At 64.5% G+C, this 19,554-nt stretch carries 15 protein-coding genes; 12 read left to right on the forward strand and 3 right to left on the reverse strand.

Annotated features, from left to right (window positions below):
- Window positions 1-40: 40 nt before the first annotated feature.
- Window positions 41-934 (reverse strand): DMT family transporter, encoded by an 894-nt coding sequence (locus AC0Z35_RS21185; RefSeq protein WP_485132649.1) that lies wholly within the window; start codon window positions 932-934, stop codon window positions 41-43.
- A 175-nt stretch (window positions 935-1,109) separates the two neighbouring features.
- Here AC0Z35_RS21185 and AC0Z35_RS21190 point away from each other — a divergent pair, with 175 nt between their 5' ends.
- The 8 genes from AC0Z35_RS21190 (at window position 1,110) to AC0Z35_RS21225 (ending at window position 12,086) form a co-directional block, all read left to right on the forward strand.
- Window positions 1,110-2,000 (forward strand): helix-turn-helix domain-containing protein, encoded by an 891-nt coding sequence (locus tag AC0Z35_RS21190; RefSeq protein ID WP_485132650.1) that lies wholly within the window; start codon window positions 1,110-1,112, stop codon window positions 1,998-2,000.
- 126 nt (window positions 2,001-2,126) lie between these two features.
- Window positions 2,127-3,680 carry a DUF2868 domain-containing protein gene (locus tag AC0Z35_RS21195; RefSeq protein ID WP_485132651.1) on the forward strand — a complete coding sequence of 518 codons (1,554 nt, stop codon included), beginning with the start codon at window positions 2,127-2,129 and terminating at the stop codon, window positions 3,678-3,680.
- Window positions 3,673-5,073 (forward strand): GTPase/DUF3482 domain-containing protein, encoded by a 1,401-nt coding sequence (locus AC0Z35_RS21200; protein ID WP_485132652.1) that lies wholly within the window; start codon window positions 3,673-3,675, stop codon window positions 5,071-5,073. Before AC0Z35_RS21195 ends, AC0Z35_RS21200 begins: the two co-directional genes overlap by 8 nt.
- Before the next feature lie 377 nt (window positions 5,074-5,450).
- On the forward strand, window positions 5,451-7,058 hold the full coding sequence (locus AC0Z35_RS21205; protein WP_120153412.1) for an ABC transporter substrate-binding protein: 1,608 nt from the start codon (window positions 5,451-5,453) through the stop codon (window positions 7,056-7,058).
- 147 nt (window positions 7,059-7,205) lie between these two features.
- The gene (locus tag AC0Z35_RS21210; RefSeq protein ID WP_046803920.1) at window positions 7,206-8,177 is read left to right on the forward strand and encodes an ABC transporter permease; all 972 of its coding nucleotides are present in this window, start codon (window positions 7,206-7,208) and stop codon (window positions 8,175-8,177) included.
- Between the two features lie 10 nt (window positions 8,178-8,187).
- Complete coding sequence (locus AC0Z35_RS21215) at window positions 8,188-9,114, forward strand: ABC transporter permease (RefSeq protein WP_046803921.1); 927 nt, start codon at window positions 8,188-8,190, stop codon at window positions 9,112-9,114.
- Between the two features lie 7 nt (window positions 9,115-9,121).
- On the forward strand, window positions 9,122-10,852 hold the full coding sequence (locus AC0Z35_RS21220) for an ABC transporter ATP-binding protein (RefSeq protein ID WP_046803922.1): 1,731 nt from the start codon (window positions 9,122-9,124) through the stop codon (window positions 10,850-10,852).
- 25 nt (window positions 10,853-10,877) lie between these two features.
- On the forward strand, window positions 10,878-12,086 hold the full coding sequence (locus AC0Z35_RS21225) for a metal-dependent hydrolase family protein (protein ID WP_485132653.1): 1,209 nt from the start codon (window positions 10,878-10,880) through the stop codon (window positions 12,084-12,086).
- Window positions 12,087-12,185: 99 nt separating this feature from the next.
- Here AC0Z35_RS21225 and AC0Z35_RS21230 read toward each other — a convergent pair whose 3' ends face one another.
- Window positions 12,186-13,658 (reverse strand): YdgA family protein, encoded by a 1,473-nt coding sequence (locus tag AC0Z35_RS21230; RefSeq protein ID WP_046803923.1) that lies wholly within the window; start codon window positions 13,656-13,658, stop codon window positions 12,186-12,188.
- Between the two features lie 305 nt (window positions 13,659-13,963).
- On the opposite strand from AC0Z35_RS21230, the gene AC0Z35_RS21235 reads away from it, so the two are divergent.
- The 4 genes from AC0Z35_RS21235 (at window position 13,964) to AC0Z35_RS21250 (ending at window position 18,608) form a co-directional block, all read left to right on the forward strand.
- Entirely contained in the window at window positions 13,964-15,490 is a 1,527-nt protein-coding gene (locus tag AC0Z35_RS21235; RefSeq protein ID WP_046803924.1) for a DEAD/DEAH box helicase, read from the forward strand.
- A gap of 57 nt (window positions 15,491-15,547) precedes the next feature.
- On the forward strand, window positions 15,548-16,177 hold the full coding sequence (locus tag AC0Z35_RS21240; RefSeq protein ID WP_104144684.1) for a LysE family translocator: 630 nt from the start codon (window positions 15,548-15,550) through the stop codon (window positions 16,175-16,177).
- Window positions 16,178-16,289: 112 nt separating this feature from the next.
- Entirely contained in the window at window positions 16,290-17,897 is a 1,608-nt protein-coding gene (locus AC0Z35_RS21245) for a peptide chain release factor 3 (protein ID WP_046803926.1), read from the forward strand.
- A 24-nt stretch (window positions 17,898-17,921) separates the two neighbouring features.
- Window positions 17,922-18,608 (forward strand): hypothetical protein, encoded by a 687-nt coding sequence (locus AC0Z35_RS21250; protein ID WP_104144683.1) that lies wholly within the window; start codon window positions 17,922-17,924, stop codon window positions 18,606-18,608.
- Between the two features lie 97 nt (window positions 18,609-18,705).
- Here AC0Z35_RS21250 and bfr read toward each other — a convergent pair whose 3' ends face one another.
- A complete protein-coding gene (gene bfr / locus AC0Z35_RS21255; RefSeq protein WP_046803928.1) occupies window positions 18,706-19,182 on the reverse strand; it encodes a bacterioferritin in 477 nt (158 codons plus the stop codon).
- Between the last annotated feature and the right edge of the window lie 372 nt (window positions 19,183-19,554).

Here is a 19,554-nt window from a genome sequence, read left to right on the forward strand (position 1 = left end):
CTGGACCTGGACTTGGATACCCCACGATTACCCCTCAGCCCTAACCCGCCACGCGCCGCATGAACGGCGACCACTTGGTAAATACAAGCAGGTTGCCCACCATCACCAGCGCCAATCCCAGCAGCGCGGGCGGCGTCCACTGGTAGCCCTCGGCCACCGTGGACACGGCCAGCGCCACCACCGGAAACAGCACCGTGCAGTACGCGGCGCGCGCGGGCCCCATGCGCCCCACCAGCGTCAGGTAAGCCGTAAAGCCGATCACCGACCCCGGGATCGCCAGGTAAAGCAGGGCGCCGACGTACTGCTCGGACGTGTCGAACTGGAATGGCAGGCCGGCCAACAAGCAGCCCGCCAGCAGGATCGCCGCCCCGTAGCACATGCTGTAGGCGTTGCCGGTTAACGGCCGCACGCCCGCGCGTTGTTGCAGCGACGACAGCATGTTGCCCGTTGAAAAGCAGAACGTGCCCAACAGCGCAAAGCCCAATCCCAACAGCGTTTCGTGGCTGGCCTCCTGGCCGGCAAGCTCGGGCCAGAACAGCAGCACCAGCCCGGAAAAGCCGACGGCGCCGGCCAACATCACGCGCGGCGCGATACGGGTGCCGAACCACAGACGGGCGTTCAACGCGTTCCACAAGGTTGCCGCCGAAAACACCACCGACACCAGGCCGCTGGGAATCCACTGCGTCGCCGTGTAGAAGCACAGAAAATTCAAGCAGAACAGGCACAGCCCCTGGCCCACGCACAGCCAATGCCCACGCCGATCCAATTTTTGTAGCTTGCGGGTCAGCAGCAGGATGGCAAACAGCACCAGCGCCGCCAGCGCGAAGCGGTAGAAGATCGATACCGGAATGGCCACCGCGCCCAGTTGCAGCTTGATGGCGATCCAGGTGGTGCCCCAGATAACGACGGTCAGGAAATACAGGAAGAGATTCACGGTGCAACCAGCAAGGGAAAAGGGGCGCGATGAAGGCGGACGCGATGCGGGCGGCAGTGGCCGCTTGCCTGGCAGCCAGTGTGCGCCGCCGGCGGCCGACACGATTGCCGGATCTTGCGGTTTTTATGCCGCCTCGCGCGCGGCGCGCGCGAGATCGCAGTAGCATTTCGCTTCTATGGGAATCGTCGCTTCGGCCCCGGCCGACTTCTCCGTCTTTCGCACCTTGTCGCGTTCCACCGCCACGCTGGAACGCGCCGCCGGCTTGGGCGAAGGCATCGCCATTTCGCAATGGGCCCGCAGCGCACGCGAGACGCTGGGCTACGACACCCCCGGCCACCACACGCTGTCGCTCTACCTGCATGGCGGCGACAAATCGTTTCGTGTGGGCCGCGACACGCTGCACGGTGGCGCGGGCAAATTCTGCGTACTGCCGGCCGAACACTATTCGCGCTGGTGCATGAACGACACCGTGCATTTCCTGCACCTGTACATTGCCCCCGAACGCCTGGCCCGCGAAGCCGTCATGCGCCTGGATTGCGAGCCGCGCACGCTGGAATTGCGCGACCGCACCTACATCCAGGACGAATCGCTGATCGACGTCTGCCGGCAGCTGCTGGGCACCGACTGGGCGCAGCCCGCCGACCGCCTGGCCGCCAGCAGCGCGGCCGAAACGGTGTTGCACCATCTGTTGCAACAAGGCGTGGCGCGCAAGACGGTGCAGCCTTCGCGCGGCGGCCTGGCCCCGGCCGTACGCCGGCGCATCATGGATTACGTCGACGCGCACCTGCATGCCCCCTTGACGCTGGACGAGCTGGCGGGCGTGGCCGCCTTGTCCACCTACCATTTCGCCCGCATGTTCCACACCTCGTTCGGCGAACCGCCGCATGCCTGGGTGCGCGCGCGGCGGCTTGCGCGCGCACGCGGGCTGCTGGCAGCAGGCAAGGGCGACCTGGCCGGCGTTGCCCAGGCCAGCGGCTTTGGCAACGCCAGCCACTTGTCCCGCGTGTTTCGCGAGGCCGTGGGCGTCACCCCGGGCCAATACCGGCACGCCCGACGTCAGCACTGAACAGGCGTTGCCCCGGCCCCCGCGCGCGGGCGAAGTTCGCCACGTTCGCCAAATGCGCAGGTCTACAATGTCGCATCGCCCTTTGCGGCCTTACGCTGCGGCCCGTCCGCGCTGCCTACCAACGCGATGCCGCCTTCGACCTCTCGCGCTTTTGACCTGCCGACCGGCTCTGCCAGCCCCCGCCCGTTGCGCGCGCACTGGCTGGCCGAACTCATCCGCCTGCGCGAAACCCATTGGGGTCCGCTGGACGACGCCGATGCCGTGCGCCGCGTGCGGCAGCTGGACACCGATCTGCCTTCGCGCATCCTGGCCCGCGCCGACCTGCTGGCGCAGCGCGAGAATCTTGGCCCGCTGGTAGATGGCTGGCGCCGCAGCGCACAGGCCATCCTGGCGGCGTTGTTCGTGCTGGCCCTGATGTCGGGCATCGCCGTGGCGCTGGGCGCGCTGGGCGACGGCTCGCGCCCGGTCAACGTGCTGTGGGCGCTGGGCGCATTGCTGGGCTTGCATGCGTTGACCTTTCTGCTGTGGCTGGGCAGTTTTCTGCTCAAGCCCACCGCCGCCACCGGGCTGGGGCGGCTATGGCTGTGGGCCACCCGCAAGCTGGCGCGCGGCCCCGACAGCGCGCTGGTGCCGCAGGCCTTTCTGAATCTGCTGGCGCGCGCGGGCGCCTTGCGCTGGCTGTTCGGCGCGGTCAGCCATCTGCTGTGGTTGACCGCGCTATGCGCCGCGCTGGCCGCCTTGCTGGTGGTGCTGTCCACCGCCAGTTACCGCTTCGTCTGGGCCACCACGCTGCTGGCGCCCGACACCTTCGTCTGGCTGACGCAAGCCATCGGCTGGTTGCCGGCGCACCTGGGCTTTGCGATGCCGGACGCGGCGGTCATCCGCGCCAGCGACGGCAGCCAGACGCTGTCCGCGGACGCGCAGGTGCAATGGTCGTTGTGGCTGATCGGCGTCGTGGTGGTTTACGGCATCCTGCCCCGGCTGCTAGCCGCCGCGCTTTGCGTGGCCGCCACGCTGCGTGCGCTGCGCCGCTTGCGCATCGACCCCTTGCTGGCAGGCTTTTCGCCGTTGCGAGACCGCCTGGAGCCCGCCGCGCAGTCCACCGGCATCGACCGTCCGGTGGATGCGCTGCACCAGCCGCGCGTGCAATCCGCGCCGCTGTCCGGCCTGGCGGGGCAGCCCGTGCTGTTGGGGCTGGAGCTGCCGGGCGACCTGGCCTGGCCGCCCGCCAACCTGCCCGACACCGTGCAGATGGCGGGCAACCTGGACACGCGCGAAGAGCGCAACCGCGTGCTGGACGCGCTGGCGCAAGCGGCCGCTTCGCGTTTGCTGATCGCCTGCGATGCGCGTCAAACGCCGGATCGCGGCACCTTGTCGCTGATCGCCGAACTGTCCGCCCATGCAGGTCATACGGCCGTCTGGCTCATTGCTTCGCGTGCAGGCGGCGATCAAGAGGGCGGTGATGGCAAACACGACACCGACGGCGGCGGGAACGGTCGCGGCGACGCCAGCCGTAACAGCGACGGCAGCAGCAGCAGCAGCAGCAGCAGCAGCAGCAGCAATCACAACACCCGCGCCGCGCTGTGGCGCGAACGCCTGCTGGCGTTGGGCCTGCCTGCCGACGCCATCCAGCAAACGCCCAACGCGCCGCTGACGTGGCTACAGGCCGACCATGGCTGACGACATCATCAAGATCGCGCTGGTCGGCCACACCAACACCGGCAAGACATCGCTGCTGCGCACCCTGACGCGCGACACGACTTTTGGCGAAGTGGCCGACAGCCCCGGCACAACCCGCCACGTGGAAGGCGCGCGGCTGCGGCTGGACGGCCGCGCCGTGCTGGAATGGTTCGACACCCCCGGCATGGAAGACAGCATCGCGCTGCTGGAATATCTGGAACGCCTGGACCAACCAGCCGAACGGCTGGACGGCCCGGCGCGCATCAGGCGCTTTCTGGATACGCCCGAGGCGCACGGCCGCTTCGAGCAGGAAGCGCGCGTGCTGACGAAGATGCTGGAGTGCGACGCGGCGTTGTACGTGATCGACGCGCGCGACCCCGTGCTGGGCAAGCATCGCGACGAACTCTCCATTCTTGCGGCCTGCGGGCGGCCCCTGCTGCCCGTGCTTAATTTTGTGAACGCCCCCGCGCATCGCGCCAACGAATGGCGCGGCGCCATGGCGCGGCTGGGCCTGCACGCGGTGGTCGAATTCGACACGGTAGCCCCGCCGCTGGACGGCGAGCAGCAGCTGTACGCCAAGCTGGGCGTGCTGCTGGACCGCCATGCCAGTGCGCTGGCGCGCCTGTCCGACAGCCTGTCCGCGCAACGCCGCGAACGTCACGCCGCCGCCTACGAACTGCTGGCCGATCTGCTGATCGACGTGGCGGCGCTGCGCCTGGCCAGCCCCAGCGACGACACCGCGTTAGCCGCCGCCTCGGCGCAGTTGCGCGACCACGTGCGCCAACGCGAACAAACCTGCGTGAACGCGCTGCTGGCGCTCTACAACTTTCGCGCGGCCGACTTCACCGACGACGCACTGCCTTTGCAAGGCGAACGTTGGGGCATGGACCTGTTCCACCCGCAGGCGCTCAAGGACATGGGCGTGCAGGTGGGCATGGGCGCCGCGGCCGGCGCCATGGCGGGCGCGGCCGTCGACCTGCTTAGCGCGGGCCTGAGCCTGGGCACCGGCATGCTGATCGGCGCGGCGGCGGGCGGCTTGTGGCAAGGCGTTGAAAAGCTGGGCAAGCGCGTGGCCGGCAAGCTGCGCGGTTGGCGCGAGATCAGCGTCGACGACGCCGTACTGCGCTTGCTGGCGCTGCGCCAGCGCCAGTTGATCGATGCGTTGGAACGTCGCGGACACGCCGCCCGAGAACCATTGAAACTAGCCCTTCCGGATGATGACGCCTGGCGCAAAGGCCCCTTGCCGGAGGCCCTGAAAGAAGCGCGCAGCCGCCCGGAATGGTCGGCGCTGGGTAAACACTACGAAGACAGCGACCGGCGCAAACGCACTGTCCATGAGCTGGCTCGAACGCTTGCCGCCTCTGCCGCATCGCCCGGCCCGGCCATCGAATAGCCCGTCATTGCGCAGCGCGCAGTGCCCCCTTTTTTAGCGGCGAAAATGCACCATTCCAGGCGGACGGCAAGCGCGGACTAACCCCAATCCAAACCGATTGACGCTTAAACGAATGCGTCTATAAGATTCGATCTGCATCGGCGCGGGCTCGCCCCCGCCATGACAATCACAAGGGGTTGGATCTATCGTGAAGTCGAAGTCCTCTGCAGTGATTCCCGGCATCGCCTTTCACGGCCTGCGCGCGGCACACCCTGCGTGCCGCGCCACCCCGCACCGCCTTTCGTCGTAAGCAGCAACGCCATGCCCCGGAACCCGTTGGGGCTGGGGCCCTGTCACTTCTGTCGCGCAATCCGCGCACCACACGGAGCATGAGGGCTATGCGTACTTTTCCTCACTTGAAGCAAGCTGCGCTGGCGACCGCCATTGCCGCGTCGTTGGCGTTCAGCGCCGGCGCGACCGCCAAGACCTTTCACTGGGCGTACCAGGGCGACGCCACCTCGATGGACCCGATGGCGCTGAACGAGACGTTCACGCTGGGCTTCCAAGGCAACATCTACGAAACGCTGGCCGGCTATGACGGCAACCTGAAGCTGACGCCGCTGCTGGCCGAAAGCTGGGAAAACCCCGAGCCCACCAAATGGGTCTTCAAGCTGCGCAAAGGGGTGAAGTTTCACGACGGCTCGCCGTTCACCGCCGACGACGTGATCTTCTCGTGGAAGCGCAGCCTGACGCCCGGCTCGGACATGAAGGGCTACGGCGCCAAGGCCTCCGACATCAAGAAGGTTGACGACTACACCGTCGAAGTCACCACCCCCACGCCCAACCCCATCCTGCCGCGCGAATGGGTGTTCCTGTACATCATGAGCAAGACGTGGGCGGAAAAGAACAAGACCACCGAGGCCACCAACGTCAAGGGCGACAACCAGGGCAACTATGCCAACCTGAACGCCAATGGGACCGGCCCCTTCATGCTGGTGTCGCGCCAGCCCGATGTGAAGACGGTGCTCAAGCGTTATGACGGCTACTGGAACAAAGACATCAAGACCAACGTCGACGAAGTCATCTTCCAGCCGATCACCCAGGAAGCCACCCGCGTGGCCGCGCTGATCTCGGGCGAAATGGACCTGGTGCAGCCCGTGCCCGTGCAAGACTGGAAGCGCCTGGAAGACGCCAAGGGCGTCAAGCCGCTGACGGCGCCCGAAGCGCGCGCCATCTTCATCGGCATGGACCAGGACCGCGACGAACTGCTGTTCTCGGACGTCAAGGGCAAGAACCCGTTCAAGGATGCCAAGGTGCGCGAAGCCGTTGTGCTGGCCGTGGACACCAAGGCCATCAACGACAAGATCATGCGCGGCGCGGCCAAACCGCTGGGTTCGCTGGTGGCCACCGCCATCAACGGCTACGCGGATTCCTACGGCGCCCCGTACAAGCCCGACCCCGAACGCGCCAAGAAGCTGTTGGCCGAAGCGGGCTATCCGAAGGGCTTCACCGTCACCATGGACTGCCCGAACGACCGCTACGTCAACGACGAAAAGGTCTGCCAGGCAGTGGCCGGCATGTTGGCGCGCGTGGGCATCAAGATCAATCTGCTGGCGCAGACCAAGTCCAAGTACTTCGGCAAGATCCTGCTGCAAGCGGGCAACCAGACCAGCATGTACATGCTGGGTTGGACACCAAGTTCCACCGACGCGCACAACGCGCTGCTGAACCTGGCCGCGTGCCGCGATGCGAAGACGGCGGCCGGCCAGTTCAACCTGGGCGGCTACTGCAACAAGAAGGTGGACGAGCTGACCAACAAGATCGGCGTCGAAACCGATCAGACCAAGCGCAACGCCATGATCAAGGAAGCCTTCGAGATCGTGCGCAAGGACTACGGCTATCTGCCCTTGCACCAGCAGCCGATGTCCTGGGGCGTAAAGGACAACATCAAGGTCATCCAGCGCGCCGACGACGTGCTTGACCTGCGTGACGTGGTGTTGCCGTAACCGCCTGACCAACACGTCTGTTCAACATTTGTCTGACTAGTTCAGCCCCGGATGGCGCAAGCCATCCGGGCGCGCCCGGCCCAGCCCCGGTTCCGGCTGTCAACGGAAACGCGGCCCGGCGTTATCTGCAAACGAGGGCACCCGATAATGCTTTCCTTTATTGCGCAACGGCTTATCCAGTCGGTGCTGGTGATGTTGACGGTGGCGCTGATCGCGTTCTCCATGTTCCGCTATGTGGGCGACCCGATCGCCAGCATGGTCGGCCAGGACACCACCCCTGAACAACGCGCGCAGTTGCGCGAACAGCTGGGCCTGGACGACCCCTTCGTCGTGCAGTTTGCGCGCTTTGTCGGCAACGCCGCGCATGGCGACTTCGGCATTTCGTACCGGCAGCGCCGCCCCGTCAGCGAGCTGCTTGAAGAGCGCATGCCCGCTACGCTGGAACTGTCGTTCGTGTCTGCCGTGATGGCGCTGGCGTTGGGTATTCCGATGGGCATCTACACCGCGCTGCGCCGCCACGGCGTGCTGTCCAAGGCGTTCATGGCGTTGTCGCTGGCCGGCATCTCGCTGCCCACCTTCCTGATCGGCATCCTGCTCATTCTTGTCTTTGGCGTGCAGCTGCGATGGCTGCCCAGCTTCGGACGGGGCGACGTGGTCAGCCTGGGGTGGTGGACCACCGGCTTTCTGACCAAGTCCGGATGGCTGGCGCTGATCATGCCGGCGATCACACTGGCGCTGTTTCAGATGACGTTGATCATGCGGCTGGTGCGCGCGGAAATGTTGGAAGTGCTGCGCGCCGATTTCATCAAGTTCGCGCGGGCGCGCGGCTTGCCTGAACGACTGATCAACTTTCGCCACGCCTTGAAGAACACGATGGTGCCGGTCATCACGATCACCGGCCTGCAACTGGGCTCGATCATCGCGTTCGCCATCATCACCGAAACCGTATTCCAGTGGCCCGGCATGGGGCTGTTGTTCATCCAGGCCATCAGCATGGTGGACATTCCGGTGATGGCGGCCTATCTGGTGCTGATCGCCTTCATGTTCGTGGTCATCAACCTGGTCGTCGACCTGCTGTATTTCGCCGTGGACCCGCGTCTGCGCGTGCAGAGCAAGTAAAGGAATCAACATGATTGCTCGCATCGCTCCCCTGTTTGCCCGCGCGGCCGACAGCGATATCTGGCACAGCTTCAAGCGTTCGCCCGGCGCCATCATCGCCGCCATCGTGACGCTGGCCATCTTGCTGGGCGCGCTGTTCGCGCCCATCATCGCGCCCCACAACCCCTTCGACCTGGCGTCGCTGTCCATCATGGACGCCAACACGCCGCCCGCCTGGGAAGAGGGCGGTAGCCCGGACTTCCTGCTGGGCACCGACGATCAGGGCCGCGACATTCTTTCTGCCGTGTTGTATGGCTCGCGCGTGTCGCTGCTGGTGGGGTTTGCATCGGTGCTGTTCTCGATGGTGCTGGGCGTAACGCTGGGTCTTATCAGCGGTTACGCCGGCGGCCGCATCGACAGCTTCATCATGCGCATCGCTGACGTGCAGTTGTCGTTTCCCGCCATCCTGGTGGCGCTGCTGATCGACGGCGTGGCGCGTGGCGTCTTGCCGCGCGACATGCACGATCAACTGGCGCTGTACGTGCTGATCTTCGCCATCGGGATCTCGGGCTGGGTGCAGTACGCGCGCACCGTGCGCGGCTCCACGCTGGTCGAACGCAACAAGGAATATGTGCAGGCGGCACGGCTGATCGGCATCGGCCCGATCACCATCCTGCGCCGCCACATCCTGCCCAACGTCATGGGCCCCGTGCTGGTCATTGCCACCATCCATTTGGCGATAGCCATCATTACGGAAGCCACGCTGTCGTTCCTGGGCGTGGGCGTGCCGCCGACGGCGCCGTCGCTGGGCACGTTGATTCGTATCGGCAACAGCTATCTGTTTTCGGGCATGTGGTGGATCTCGATTTTCCCGGGCATTGCGCTGGTGGCGCTGGTGCTATCGGTCAACCTGCTGGGCGACTGGCTGCGCGACGCGCTCAACCCCAAGCTGCGCTGAGGACGTCATGGCCCTGTTGAACATTGAAGACATCCGCATCGAATTCCCCAGCCGCCGTGGCACGCTGGTGGCGGTGGACGGCGTATCGCTATCGCTGGAAAAAGGCGAGATCCTGGGCGTGGTGGGCGAATCCGGCGCGGGCAAGTCCACCATCGGCAACGCGGTGATCGGCCTGCTGGAAGCGCCCGGTCGCTTGGCCGGCGGCTCGGTGCTGCTGAACGGTGAACGCATCGACACACTGACGCCCGCGCAAAAACGCAAGGTGCGTGGCCGGCGCATCGGTATGATTTTCCAAGACCCGCTGACCTCGCTGGACCCGCTGCAAACGGTCGAAAGCCAGCTGGTGGAAACCATGCAGGTGCACCTGAACCTGACGCACGCCGAAGCCAGGAAACGTGCGGTGCAACTGCTGGTGCAAGTCGGCATCGACCAGCCGGAACTGCGCGTCAAGCAATACCCGCATCAGTTCTCGGGCGGCATGCGCCAGCGCGTGGTGATTGCGCTGGCCTTGTGCTGCGAACCCGAAGTCATCATCGCCGACGAACCCACCACCGCGCTGGACGTGTCCATCCAGGCGCAGATTCTTGAGCTGTTGAAGAAACTGTGCCGGGAAGAGCAGGTCGGCATGATCATCATCACGCATGACATGGGCGTGATTGCGGACGTGACGGATCGGGTGGCGGTGCTGTATCACGGCAAGCTGGTCGAACAAGGGCCCACCGCCAAGATCCTGGGCGACCCCGACCATCCCTACACGCGCAGCCTGATATCGGCCGTGCCGCGCCCGGACATCAAGCTCAAGCGCTTTCCGCTGGTCACCTATATCGAAGACGTCAAGACGCCGTCGCAACCGCTGGACCTGGCCACGCATTGGCTGGGGCAACGGCGCGACTTTGGCGCGCAAACGGATGGCCCCTTGGTGCAGGTGCGTGACCTGTCCATGCGCTTCGTGCTCAAGAGCGCGCTGCTCAAGCGCAACCAACGCACGCTGGACGCCGTCAAGCGCGTGAACTTTTCCATTGGCGAAGGCGAGGTCTTCGGGTTGGTGGGCGAATCGGGCTCCGGCAAGTCCACGGTCGCCAGGTTGATCTCGGGCTTGTACACGCCGTCGGAAGGCTCGGTCACGTTCGGCGGCACCGACCTGACGGCGCTAAAGGGCGAGAAACAACTCAACCCGTTCCGGCGCCAGATCCAGATGATTTTCCAGGATCCGTTTTCGTCGCTGAACCCGCGCATGCGCGTGCTGGACATCATTGCCGAGCCCATCCGCTTTCATAAGCTGGCGGCATCCGAAGCCGAAGCGCGCCGCATCGTGGCGGATCTGCTGGACGTCGTGGGCTTGGGCGATCGCGCCGCCGAGCGCTTTCCCCACGAGTTCTCGGGCGGCCAACGCCAGCGCATCTGCATCGCCCGCGCGCTGGCCACGCGCCCGCGTTTTTTGATCTGCGACGAACCCACGTCCGCGCTGGACGTATCGATTCAGGCGCAGATCCTGAATCTGCTGAAAGACCTGCAAGAAGAACTGGGCCTGACCATGCTGTTCATCAGCCACGACCTGCCGGTGATTCGCCAGATGTGCGACCGCGTCGGCGTGATGCGCTATGGCGAATTGCTGGAAGTGGCGGAAACCGAAACGCTGTTCCAGCAGCCGCAACACCCCTACAGCCAGCACCTGCTTGGCCTGATGCCGCGCCTGCAAACCATGTCCCGCGAGGGGCTGGATGTGGTCGAAGGCTGACAGCGAAGCGCAACCGGAGCAAGACATGACGGCGACACGACAGACTCTCTTTATCGGCGGCCTGGTATTCGATGGCGAGGGCAAGGTATTGCGCGATCACGGTGTGCTGATCGAAGACAAGCAGGTGGCGCGCGTGGCGCCGGCCGGCGCGTTTGAAGGCTATGCGGGGCTACAGGTCAACACCACCGGCATGACGCTGATGCCCAGTCTGGCCGACTGCCATGTGCACCTGGTCTACACCGGCGGCGCCGACCCCAACGCCTTGCTCAGCAAGCAGGGCCCCGCGCAGATCACGTTGACCGCGCTGGAAAATGCCCAGGCCAGCCTGCGCGGTGGCGTGACCGCGTTGCGCGACTGCGGCGGCAAGGACTACCTGGAATTTGGCGTGCGCGACGCGATTGCGCGCGGCGTGTTTCCCGGCCCCACCATCAAGGCGTCCGGCCGCATCATCTGCATGACGGGCGGACACGGCAACCGCATCGGCCGCGTTGCGGATGGCGTCGATGACGTCGTCAAGGCGGTGCGCGAGCAAGTCCACGCAGGCTGCGACCTGGTGAAGATCATGGCCACCGGCGGCGTCATGACGCCCGGCGTCAGCCCGATGGACGCGCACTACAGCTTCGATGAACTGAAGGCGGGCGTGCACGAAGCCAAGCGCTTTCGCAAAAGCACGGCCAGCCATGCGCAAGGCACCCAGGGCATTCTGAACGCCGTGCGCGCGGGCATCGATTCGATCGAACATGGCATCTTCATGGACGATGATTGCCTGCGCGAAATGCTGGAAGCCGAAACCTATCTGGTGCCCACCATCGCCGCGGTGCGCAACATCATCGCCAACGCCGACAACGGCATCCCGGCGTACGCGGTGGAGAAGGCGCGGGCGGTGGAACAACGCCATCGGGAATCGTTCCAGATGTACTACAAGGCCGGCGGCCGCATTGCGATGGGCACGGACGCGGGCACGCCATTCAACCTGCATGGCGAAAACGCCATGGAGCTGGCGTACATGGTCGAATTCGGCATGACGCCTGTCGATGCGCTGATCGCCGGCACGTCGCGCGGCCACGACCTGATGGGCTTGACCCAGCACGGCGTCATCGCCGAGGGCAAGGTGGCCGACCTGCTGCTGGTGCAAGGCGACCCGACCGAAGACATCCTGAAAGCGGCCGACAAGCGCTTCCACGTGGCGGTGCTGCGCAACGGCGAGCTGGCGGCGGGTGCGTTGCCGTTCTGACCCTGGCAGGGATACAACGAAAAAAAGCCGCCGCGCCCAACGGCGCGGCGGCTTTTTACTTTGGCAACGACCGGGGTCGCGTGCTTCGTGGTGTGCGCCTTAGCGCGCGCCACCCATCGCGCCGCTCATCACCATCATCAGGAACTGTTCAACCGGCATCTTCTTGCCGTTGAAGTCGACTTGGCCGTCGGCGTAGTTCACGTAGGTAACGATGTTGTTGTTTTCGACCTTGGCAACGCCCATCGCGGCAGCCATGGTGCCAACCATTTCGGCCTGGCCCTTGGCGGTTTGCACGGCTTGTTCGGCCGGCACGCCACGCATTTGCGGTTCAACGGCCATCAAGTCGCTCAGGTTGCCCTTGGACAGCACCAGCTTGGCATCCAGCTTCTTCACGGCTTCGGTCAGCGTGTCGGCCACTTCGCCGTCCATCGAGGCCGGCTTGGCAAAGTCCAGGTTCAGGTTGAACGTGGACGTGCCGTTGGCGGTGCGCACTTCCAGCGGCGACACGGCCAGCGTGGGGTTGCCTGCCAGGATCTGCGCCACGTTGGTCTTGATGACCTGCTGCTCTTCAGCGGTGAACTGCGGCAGTTGTTCCTGGCCGTTGCTTTGCATCATGCGGCGCGAGGCGGCTTCGTAGACGTCGTTCAGCGCCTTGAACGCCTTGGAGTCCAGCTTCTGCACATCCAGCGCCAGCTTCAGGCCGGCAACGTCCTTGGCTTGCACGTTGATCATGCCGAAGTCCAGGGCCATCTTGGCGCCCATGGCGGGGCCGTTTTCGGTCATGTCGACGGCGATCGAGGTGTCCTTGAACTGAACCGGCGGCTTTTCCTTGGACGTGATGGTCCAGTCCTTGAGCGTCAGCTTCTGGCTGCCCACGTACATGTCATTGGACGCCGGCGTCATGTCGCTGGTCAGCGAAATGCCTTGCAGGGCCATGCTGACGATGTCGCTGTTTTCGCTCTGGCCGGACAGCACCAGCTTGTCGGTCTTCAGGTCGAAGATGCCGTGCTTGTTCGACGTCGTGTAGTCGACGTTGCCCGTCATGCCCGAGAACGACAGGCTGGTGTCGCCCTTGGTGACGTCGGCGGGGGCCAGGTTGAACTTGCCGGTGATGTTCTTGGCGTAGCTGACGCTGTAGTGACCCGACAGCGGCGTTGCGCCCTTGGTGGCGGCAAACCATTCCTTGACGGTCGGGGTTTCTTCCAGCACGAAGTCGCTGGCGACCATGGCCGGCGCGAAAGAGCCGGACTTCAGGTTCGACAGCGGCAGGGGGCCGTGCGACAGGTGTTCCACAAACAGCACGTCGCGATCTTGCGCGGGCTTGCCTTGTTCGGCCGGCGTGGTGAACTTCACGCGGTAGCGGGCGGTGGACGAAAACACACCGCGCTCGAACGAAACCAGCTCCACGGACGAGGCGATGCCCCACTGATCGCTGAACTTCTTCAGTTCAACATTGGCCTCGCCAATGGACTGGTTGACGAAAGCCTCGGCCTTTTGGCCCGTGTACCAGGCGGTGCCGGTCCACGCCGCGCCCAGAACGACCACGAGGCCCACGATTGCCGATTTCTTCATAGCGACCCTTTATTCTTCAAATGGATAGATGCGCAGCGATTATAGGGAGAGCGCACTAGGGAAAACACGTATTTGGTTCATAAGCGCTGCAAGTTGTTACTTGGCGATACAGCACGGCTGAATCCAGTCCGCTGCTGCACCGCCACATCAGCTACAATCGCCGAGTGTGCTTTGCCAATCTGCACACGTCCGCTATGGCCCTTCGCTGCCAAGCTTCGCCCATCAGGGCGCTTCCCTTTTCTCCTTATTCGTCCGCCTGGATTGGAGTCTCTCAACTTGAGCGACGGGCTGCCGCTGGAGTTGTTTTGACTACCTCTTCCCCTTTCGCCGACCTCGGGCTGGCTGATTCCCTGTTGCGCGCCATTGCCGATACCGGCTACACCGCACCCACGCCTATTCAAGCCCAGGCGATTCCCCAAGTTTTGAAAGGCGGCGACCTGCTCGCCGCCGCGCAGACGGGTACCGGCAAGACCGCCGGCTTCACGCTGCCGATCCTGCATCTGCTGATGCAGCAAAAGCCCGAAGTGCGCAAGCCCGGCCGCCCCCGTTGCCTGATCCTGACCCCCACGCGCGAACTGACCGCGCAGGTGGCCGAATCGGTGCAGACGTACGGCAAGTACACCTCGTTGACGTCCATGGTGATGTTCGGCGGCGTCAACATCAACCCCCAGATTTCCGCGCTGCGCAAGCCGCTGGACATCCTGGTGGCAACGCCGGGTCGCCTGCTGGACCACTGCGGCCAGAAGACGGTTGACCTGTCGGGCGTTGAAATCCTGGTGCTGGACGAAGCCGACCGCATGCTGGACATGGGCTTCATCCGCGACATCCGCAAGATTCTTGCCCTGCTGCCCAAGCAACGCCAGAACCTGCTGTTCTCGGCCACGTTCTCGGACGAAATCCGCACGCTGGCGCGCGGCGTCCTGAACAACCCGGGCGAAGTGTCCGTCACCCCGCGCAACACCGCCACCGAACTGGTCACCCAGACGGTGCACATGGTGGAACAGCATCACAAGCGCGACCTGATCAGCCACATCATCCGTGAAAGCGGCTGGCACCAGGTGCTGGTGTTCACGCGCACCAAGCACGGCGCCAACCGCCTGGCTGAAAAGCTGGTCAAGGACGGCCTGACAGCCGCCGCCATTCACGGCAACAAGAGCCAATCGGCTCGCACCCGCGCGCTGGCCGGCTTCAAGGACAGCACCGTGACGGTGCTGGTGGCGACCGACATCGCCGCCCGTGGCCTGGACATCGACCAACTGCCGCAAGTGGTGAACTTTGAACTGCCGAACGTGCCGGAAGACTACGTGCACCGTATCGGCCGCACGGGCCGCGCGGGCGCCACGGGTGCTGCCGTCTCGCTGGTCGACAACAGCGAAATCAAGCTGCTGAAGGACATCGAGCGCCTGATCAAGAAGACGATCGAGCGCAAGCCCGTTGAAGGCTGGACCCCGTCGCCCACCAGCGCCGCCGCCTTCGAACGCCAGGAACGCGATGAAGACGCGCGCAGCCCGCGCGGTGGCAATCGCAATGGCGGTCGTGGTGGCAATGGCGGTAACGCCGGCCGTGGCGGCAACGCTGGCGCCGGCCGTTCGCGTCCGGCCCAAGGCCCGGCGCGCGCCGCTACCGGCGGCCGTGCCCCCGCACCGGCTCGCGCCGGCGGCGAAGGCCGTGGCAATGGTGGCCAACGCGACGCCAAGCCCGCCGACCGCCCGGCTCACGCCGGTCGTGGCGATGGCCGTCCGCAGCAGGCCCCGCGCCGTCCCGAAGGCGCGCAGCGCCCGGCGGGCAACGGCGGTTCGGGCCGTCCGCGCGCGGCGTTGCTGGGCAAGTAAAGCCAAGCGAGTAATATCCCGGCACCCCCATACTGCGATCCTAGGACCCGCGCCATCATGCCCTTATCCACCTGGTTGACGTTCTTCCTGGCCTCCTGGGCCATTTCGTTCTCACCCGGGGCGGGCGCGATTTCCGCGATGTCCTCTGGATTGAAATACGGCTTTGCACGCGGCTACTGGAACACGGCCGGCCTCATCATGGGCATCCTGTTCCAGTTCGTCGTGGTGGCCGTGGGCTTGGGCGCCGTGCTGGCCACGTCCGAAATGGCCTTCAATGTGGTCAAGTACCTGGGCGTGGCCTACCTGATCTACCTGGGCGTGCGCCAGATTCGTACTGACGCCGCACCCGTGGCGGTGGACGCGGGCGACCCGAAGCAGGCGTCGATCCGCGATCTGGTCATGCGTGGCTTTCTGATCAACACCATGAATCCGAAGGGCACCGTGTTCCTGCTGGCCGTTGTGCCGCAGTTCGTGGACCCGGCGATGGCGTTGACGCCGCAGTACATGGCGCTGGCCGGCACGCTGGCGTTTACCGACCTGGTCGCCATGGGCGTGTACACGCTGCTGGCGGCCCGCGTGTTGCGCTTGCTGCGCGACGCCAAGCACATCCGCTGGATGAACCGCACCTTCGGGTCGCTGTTCATCGTGGCGGGCGTTTTCCTGGCGTCGTTCCGCCGCCATTCCTGAATTTTCCGGCCTTGGGGCGCTCGCTGGCGACGGCGGGTGCCCCACGGCTTTTTCATGCACGAAGCCGTACCGCGCCGGCTCCAAAAGCGGCGTTAAGTACAATCCCCCGACCATGAACATCCCTCACGAAGTAGCGCGGCGCCGAACGTTCGCGATCATTTCCCACCCTGACGCGGGCAAGACCACGTTGACCGAAAAGCTGTTGCTGTTCGCAGGCGCGATTCAGATCGCCGGCAGCGTCAAGGCGCGCAAGGCCACGCGCCATGCGTCGTCCGACTGGATGGAAATCGAAAAGCAACGCGGCATTTCCGTGGCCTCGTCGGTCATGCAGATGGAATACCGCGACTGCGTCATCAACCTGCTCGACACCCCGGGCCACCAGGACTTCTCTGAAGACACCTACCGGGTGCTGACGGCGGTGGATGCCGCGCTGATGGTCATCGACGCCGCCAATGGCGTCGAGCCGCAGACGATCCGCCTGCTACAGGTTTGCCGCGCGCGCAACACGCCCATCATCACGTTCATCAACAAGATGGACCGCGAAGTGCGCGAGCCGCTGGAATTGCTGTCCGAGATCGAAGGCCACCTGGGCATGGATGCCGTGCCGTTCTCGTGGCCGGTGGGCATGGGCAAGTCGTTCGGCGGCGTGTTCGATATCCGCCGCGACCGCATGCGCGTGTTCCGCCCCGGGCAGGAACGCCGCTCGGACAATGATGATGTGATCGAAGGGCTGAGCAATCCTGAAATCGCCCGCCGTTTCGGCTCGGCGTTCGAACAGGCCAGCGGCGAGATCGAACTCATCAACGAAGCCGCGCCCGCGTTCGACCGCGAACAGTTCCTGGCCGGCAAGCAGACGCCCGTGTTCTTCGGCTCCGCCATCAACAACTTCGGCGTGCAGGAAGTGCTGGACGCGCTGGTCGACCACGCGCCGCCCCCGGGCCCGCGCGTCGCCCTGCAACGCGAAGTGCTGCCCGAAGAACCCAAGTTCACCGGCGTCGTGTTCAAGGTGCAGGCCAACATGGACCCTGCCCACCGTGACCGCGTGGCGTTCGTGCGCGTCAGCTCGGGCCGCTTTGAACGCGGCATGCGTTTGAAGGTGGCCCGCACCAACAAAGAGATGCGCCCCAACAACGTGGTGTCTTTCCTGTCGCAACGGCGCGAGCTTCTGGACGAGGCGTATGCCGGCGACGTGATCGGTATCCCGAACCACGGCGTGCTGCAATTGGGCGACGTGCTGACCGAAGGCGAAACGCTGCAATTCACCGGCCTGCCGTTCTTCGCGCCGGAGCTGTTCCAGGCGGTTGAAGTGAAGGACCCGCTGCGCACCAAACAGCTGCGTACCGGCCTGACCCAATTGGGCGAAGAGGGCGCGATTCAGGTGTTCCGTCCGGAGGCTGCGGGCGGCTCTTTGCTGCTGGGCGCAATCGGCCAGTTGCAGTTTGAAGTGGTGGCTCACCGCCTCAAAACCGAGTACGGCGCGGACGCCAGAATGCTGCCTTCGCGCTACACAATGGCACGTTGGATTACGTCTGAAAACCCCAAGGCGCTGCGCAAGTTCATGGATGCCAATGCGGCTCATATCGCCTATGATGTCGTCGATGCGGCGGCGTTTTTGATCAGTTCCCCTGCGCAGTTGCGCGTAGCCGAGGACCTGTATCCCGAGGTGAAATTCCATGCCATGCGCGAACACGGCGGCAAGGTTTTCGGGGACAAGGCGTAGACCCGTTCGGGTTCCGCACGGCAGATGAGGGTAGCAATGTCTTGGCGTTTATTATTCGCAACGCTCCTGATCGCGCTTGGCGCGTCGGCCTGGGGCGGTATTCAATTGGGTGACTGGCTGGTGGCGCATGCGCCGCCCGCGGCACCGGCTCCTGGTCAGGACGCGGCAGCTTCGCAGCAGCCCGTTCTGGACGCCAACGGACGCCCTTACGTGGCGCAACCGCCGCAGCCGCGCATCGACGGTACCCTGGGCGTTCCCGACAAACCGGCCGACCGCCAATGGCAGGTCAATACAGTGTCGCTGTTCGACACCGTCAGCGATCCCGCCGTGAAGCTTTCGCGCGAACGCATCACGCCCGAGCAAGCCCGCGAAATCGCGGCCGCCTCGGAAGTGCCGCTGCCTTCCGGCACCTCGGACGTCACCACCATGGACTTGCAAGTGCCCGGCACATCCACCGCCATCAACGGCGGCCAGATGCAGGCCAACGGCTACGGTACGCCGCAGATGGTGCAAGCGCCTCCGCCCCCGCCCAATACGTCGCCGGCGCCTGGCGCTCCGGGCTGGCAAGACGCGCTCAAGCGCGAACTGGCGCAGTGCGCCACGCAAGGCTTCTTCGAACGGCCTTCGTGCTCATGGAACGCGCGCAACAAATACTGTGCGCCGAACCGCGCCTGGGGCACGATGGCCGAATGTCCGGCCCGCCCGCAATAACCGTCTCAGATAACAATCAATACGCCGCGCGTTGTTTACGCGGATATGACAAAGGCGCCCCAAGGGGCGCCTTTTTATTGCCTTGCGGCCCAGCCGATTACTCGGGCACGGACATCTGGCTTTGCAGGTAATTCTGGATGCCGACCTTGTCGATCAGATCGATCTGGGTTTCCAGATAATCGATGTGCTCTTCGGTGTCGTCCAGGATGTCCTGGAACAGATCGCGCGAGACATAGTCACGCACCGATTCGCAATAGGCGATGGCTTCCACGACGGTGGTGTGCGCGGCTTGTTCCAGCTTCAGGTCACAGGCAAGCAGCTCGGGCACGTCTTCACCGATCAGCAGCTTGTGCAGGTCTTGCAGGTTGGGCAGGCCGTCCAGCATGAAGATGCGTGCGATCAGGCGATCCGCGTGCTTCATTTCACCGATGGATTCTTCGTATTCGTGCTTGCCCAGCTTGTCGAAGCCCCAATGGTTCAGCATGCGCGCATGCAGGAAATATTGGTTGATGGCCGTCAGTTCGTTGGTCAGTTGCTTGTTCAAGAACTGGATGACGGTTTTGTCGCCTTTCATAATGGACTCCTTGCAGTCAGGCGCGACGCGAGTGCATCGCGACAAAGGAGCGCACGATGCCGCGCGTACGCAACCCCGGCAGACTACCACCTGCCGGCGGGGCGCGCCTAGCCTTGCGCCGCATTTGGTAAACGGCTTTAGAACCGCTACCAGAAAGCGACAAGCCAATGAGAATGAGTATGCGTGCGTGATGCTTTGCGTGCACAACGCAGGCCCTATGCGGCGTAGCGCTGAGTCAGCTGGCGCATTCGTCCGGTACTTTCCTTTAATGGTGTCGATAAGCCCGTGATAAACGGCTGACATTCCATCGAAATCCCACTGATGCCCTCAGGTTGCATATCCGCAACCTTATTAGCGCTATTTTGCTTATTC

The organism is Achromobacter sp. 1L-A-4-B-C2, assembly GCF_057291955.1.

Excerpts from the sequence above, each read along its gene's own strand:
- AC0Z35_RS21190 (WP_485132650.1), top strand. The coding sequence starts at position 1,110 with ATGGGAATCGTCGCTTCGGCCCCGGCCGACTTCTCCGTCTTTCGCACC.
- AC0Z35_RS21195 (WP_485132651.1), top strand. The coding sequence starts at position 2,127 with ATGCCGCCTTCGACCTCTCGCGCTTTTGACCTGCCGACCGGCTCTGCC.
- AC0Z35_RS21200 (WP_485132652.1), top strand. The coding sequence starts at position 3,673 with ATGGCTGACGACATCATCAAGATCGCGCTGGTCGGCCACACCAACACC.
- AC0Z35_RS21205 (WP_120153412.1), top strand. The coding sequence starts at position 5,451 with ATGCGTACTTTTCCTCACTTGAAGCAAGCTGCGCTGGCGACCGCCATT.
- AC0Z35_RS21210 (WP_046803920.1), top strand. The coding sequence starts at position 7,206 with ATGCTTTCCTTTATTGCGCAACGGCTTATCCAGTCGGTGCTGGTGATG.
- AC0Z35_RS21215 (WP_046803921.1), top strand. The coding sequence starts at position 8,188 with ATGATTGCTCGCATCGCTCCCCTGTTTGCCCGCGCGGCCGACAGCGAT.
- AC0Z35_RS21220 (WP_046803922.1), top strand. The coding sequence starts at position 9,122 with ATGGCCCTGTTGAACATTGAAGACATCCGCATCGAATTCCCCAGCCGC.
- AC0Z35_RS21225 (WP_485132653.1), top strand. The coding sequence starts at position 10,878 with ATGACGGCGACACGACAGACTCTCTTTATCGGCGGCCTGGTATTCGAT.
- AC0Z35_RS21230 (WP_046803923.1), bottom strand. The coding sequence starts at position 13,658 with ATGAAGAAATCGGCAATCGTGGGCCTCGTGGTCGTTCTGGGCGCGGCG.
- AC0Z35_RS21240 (WP_104144684.1), top strand. The coding sequence starts at position 15,548 with ATGCCCTTATCCACCTGGTTGACGTTCTTCCTGGCCTCCTGGGCCATT.
- AC0Z35_RS21245 (WP_046803926.1), top strand. The coding sequence starts at position 16,290 with ATGAACATCCCTCACGAAGTAGCGCGGCGCCGAACGTTCGCGATCATT.
- AC0Z35_RS21250 (WP_104144683.1), top strand. The coding sequence starts at position 17,922 with ATGAGGGTAGCAATGTCTTGGCGTTTATTATTCGCAACGCTCCTGATC.
- bfr (WP_046803928.1), bottom strand. The coding sequence starts at position 19,182 with ATGAAAGGCGACAAAACCGTCATCCAGTTCTTGAACAAGCAACTGACC.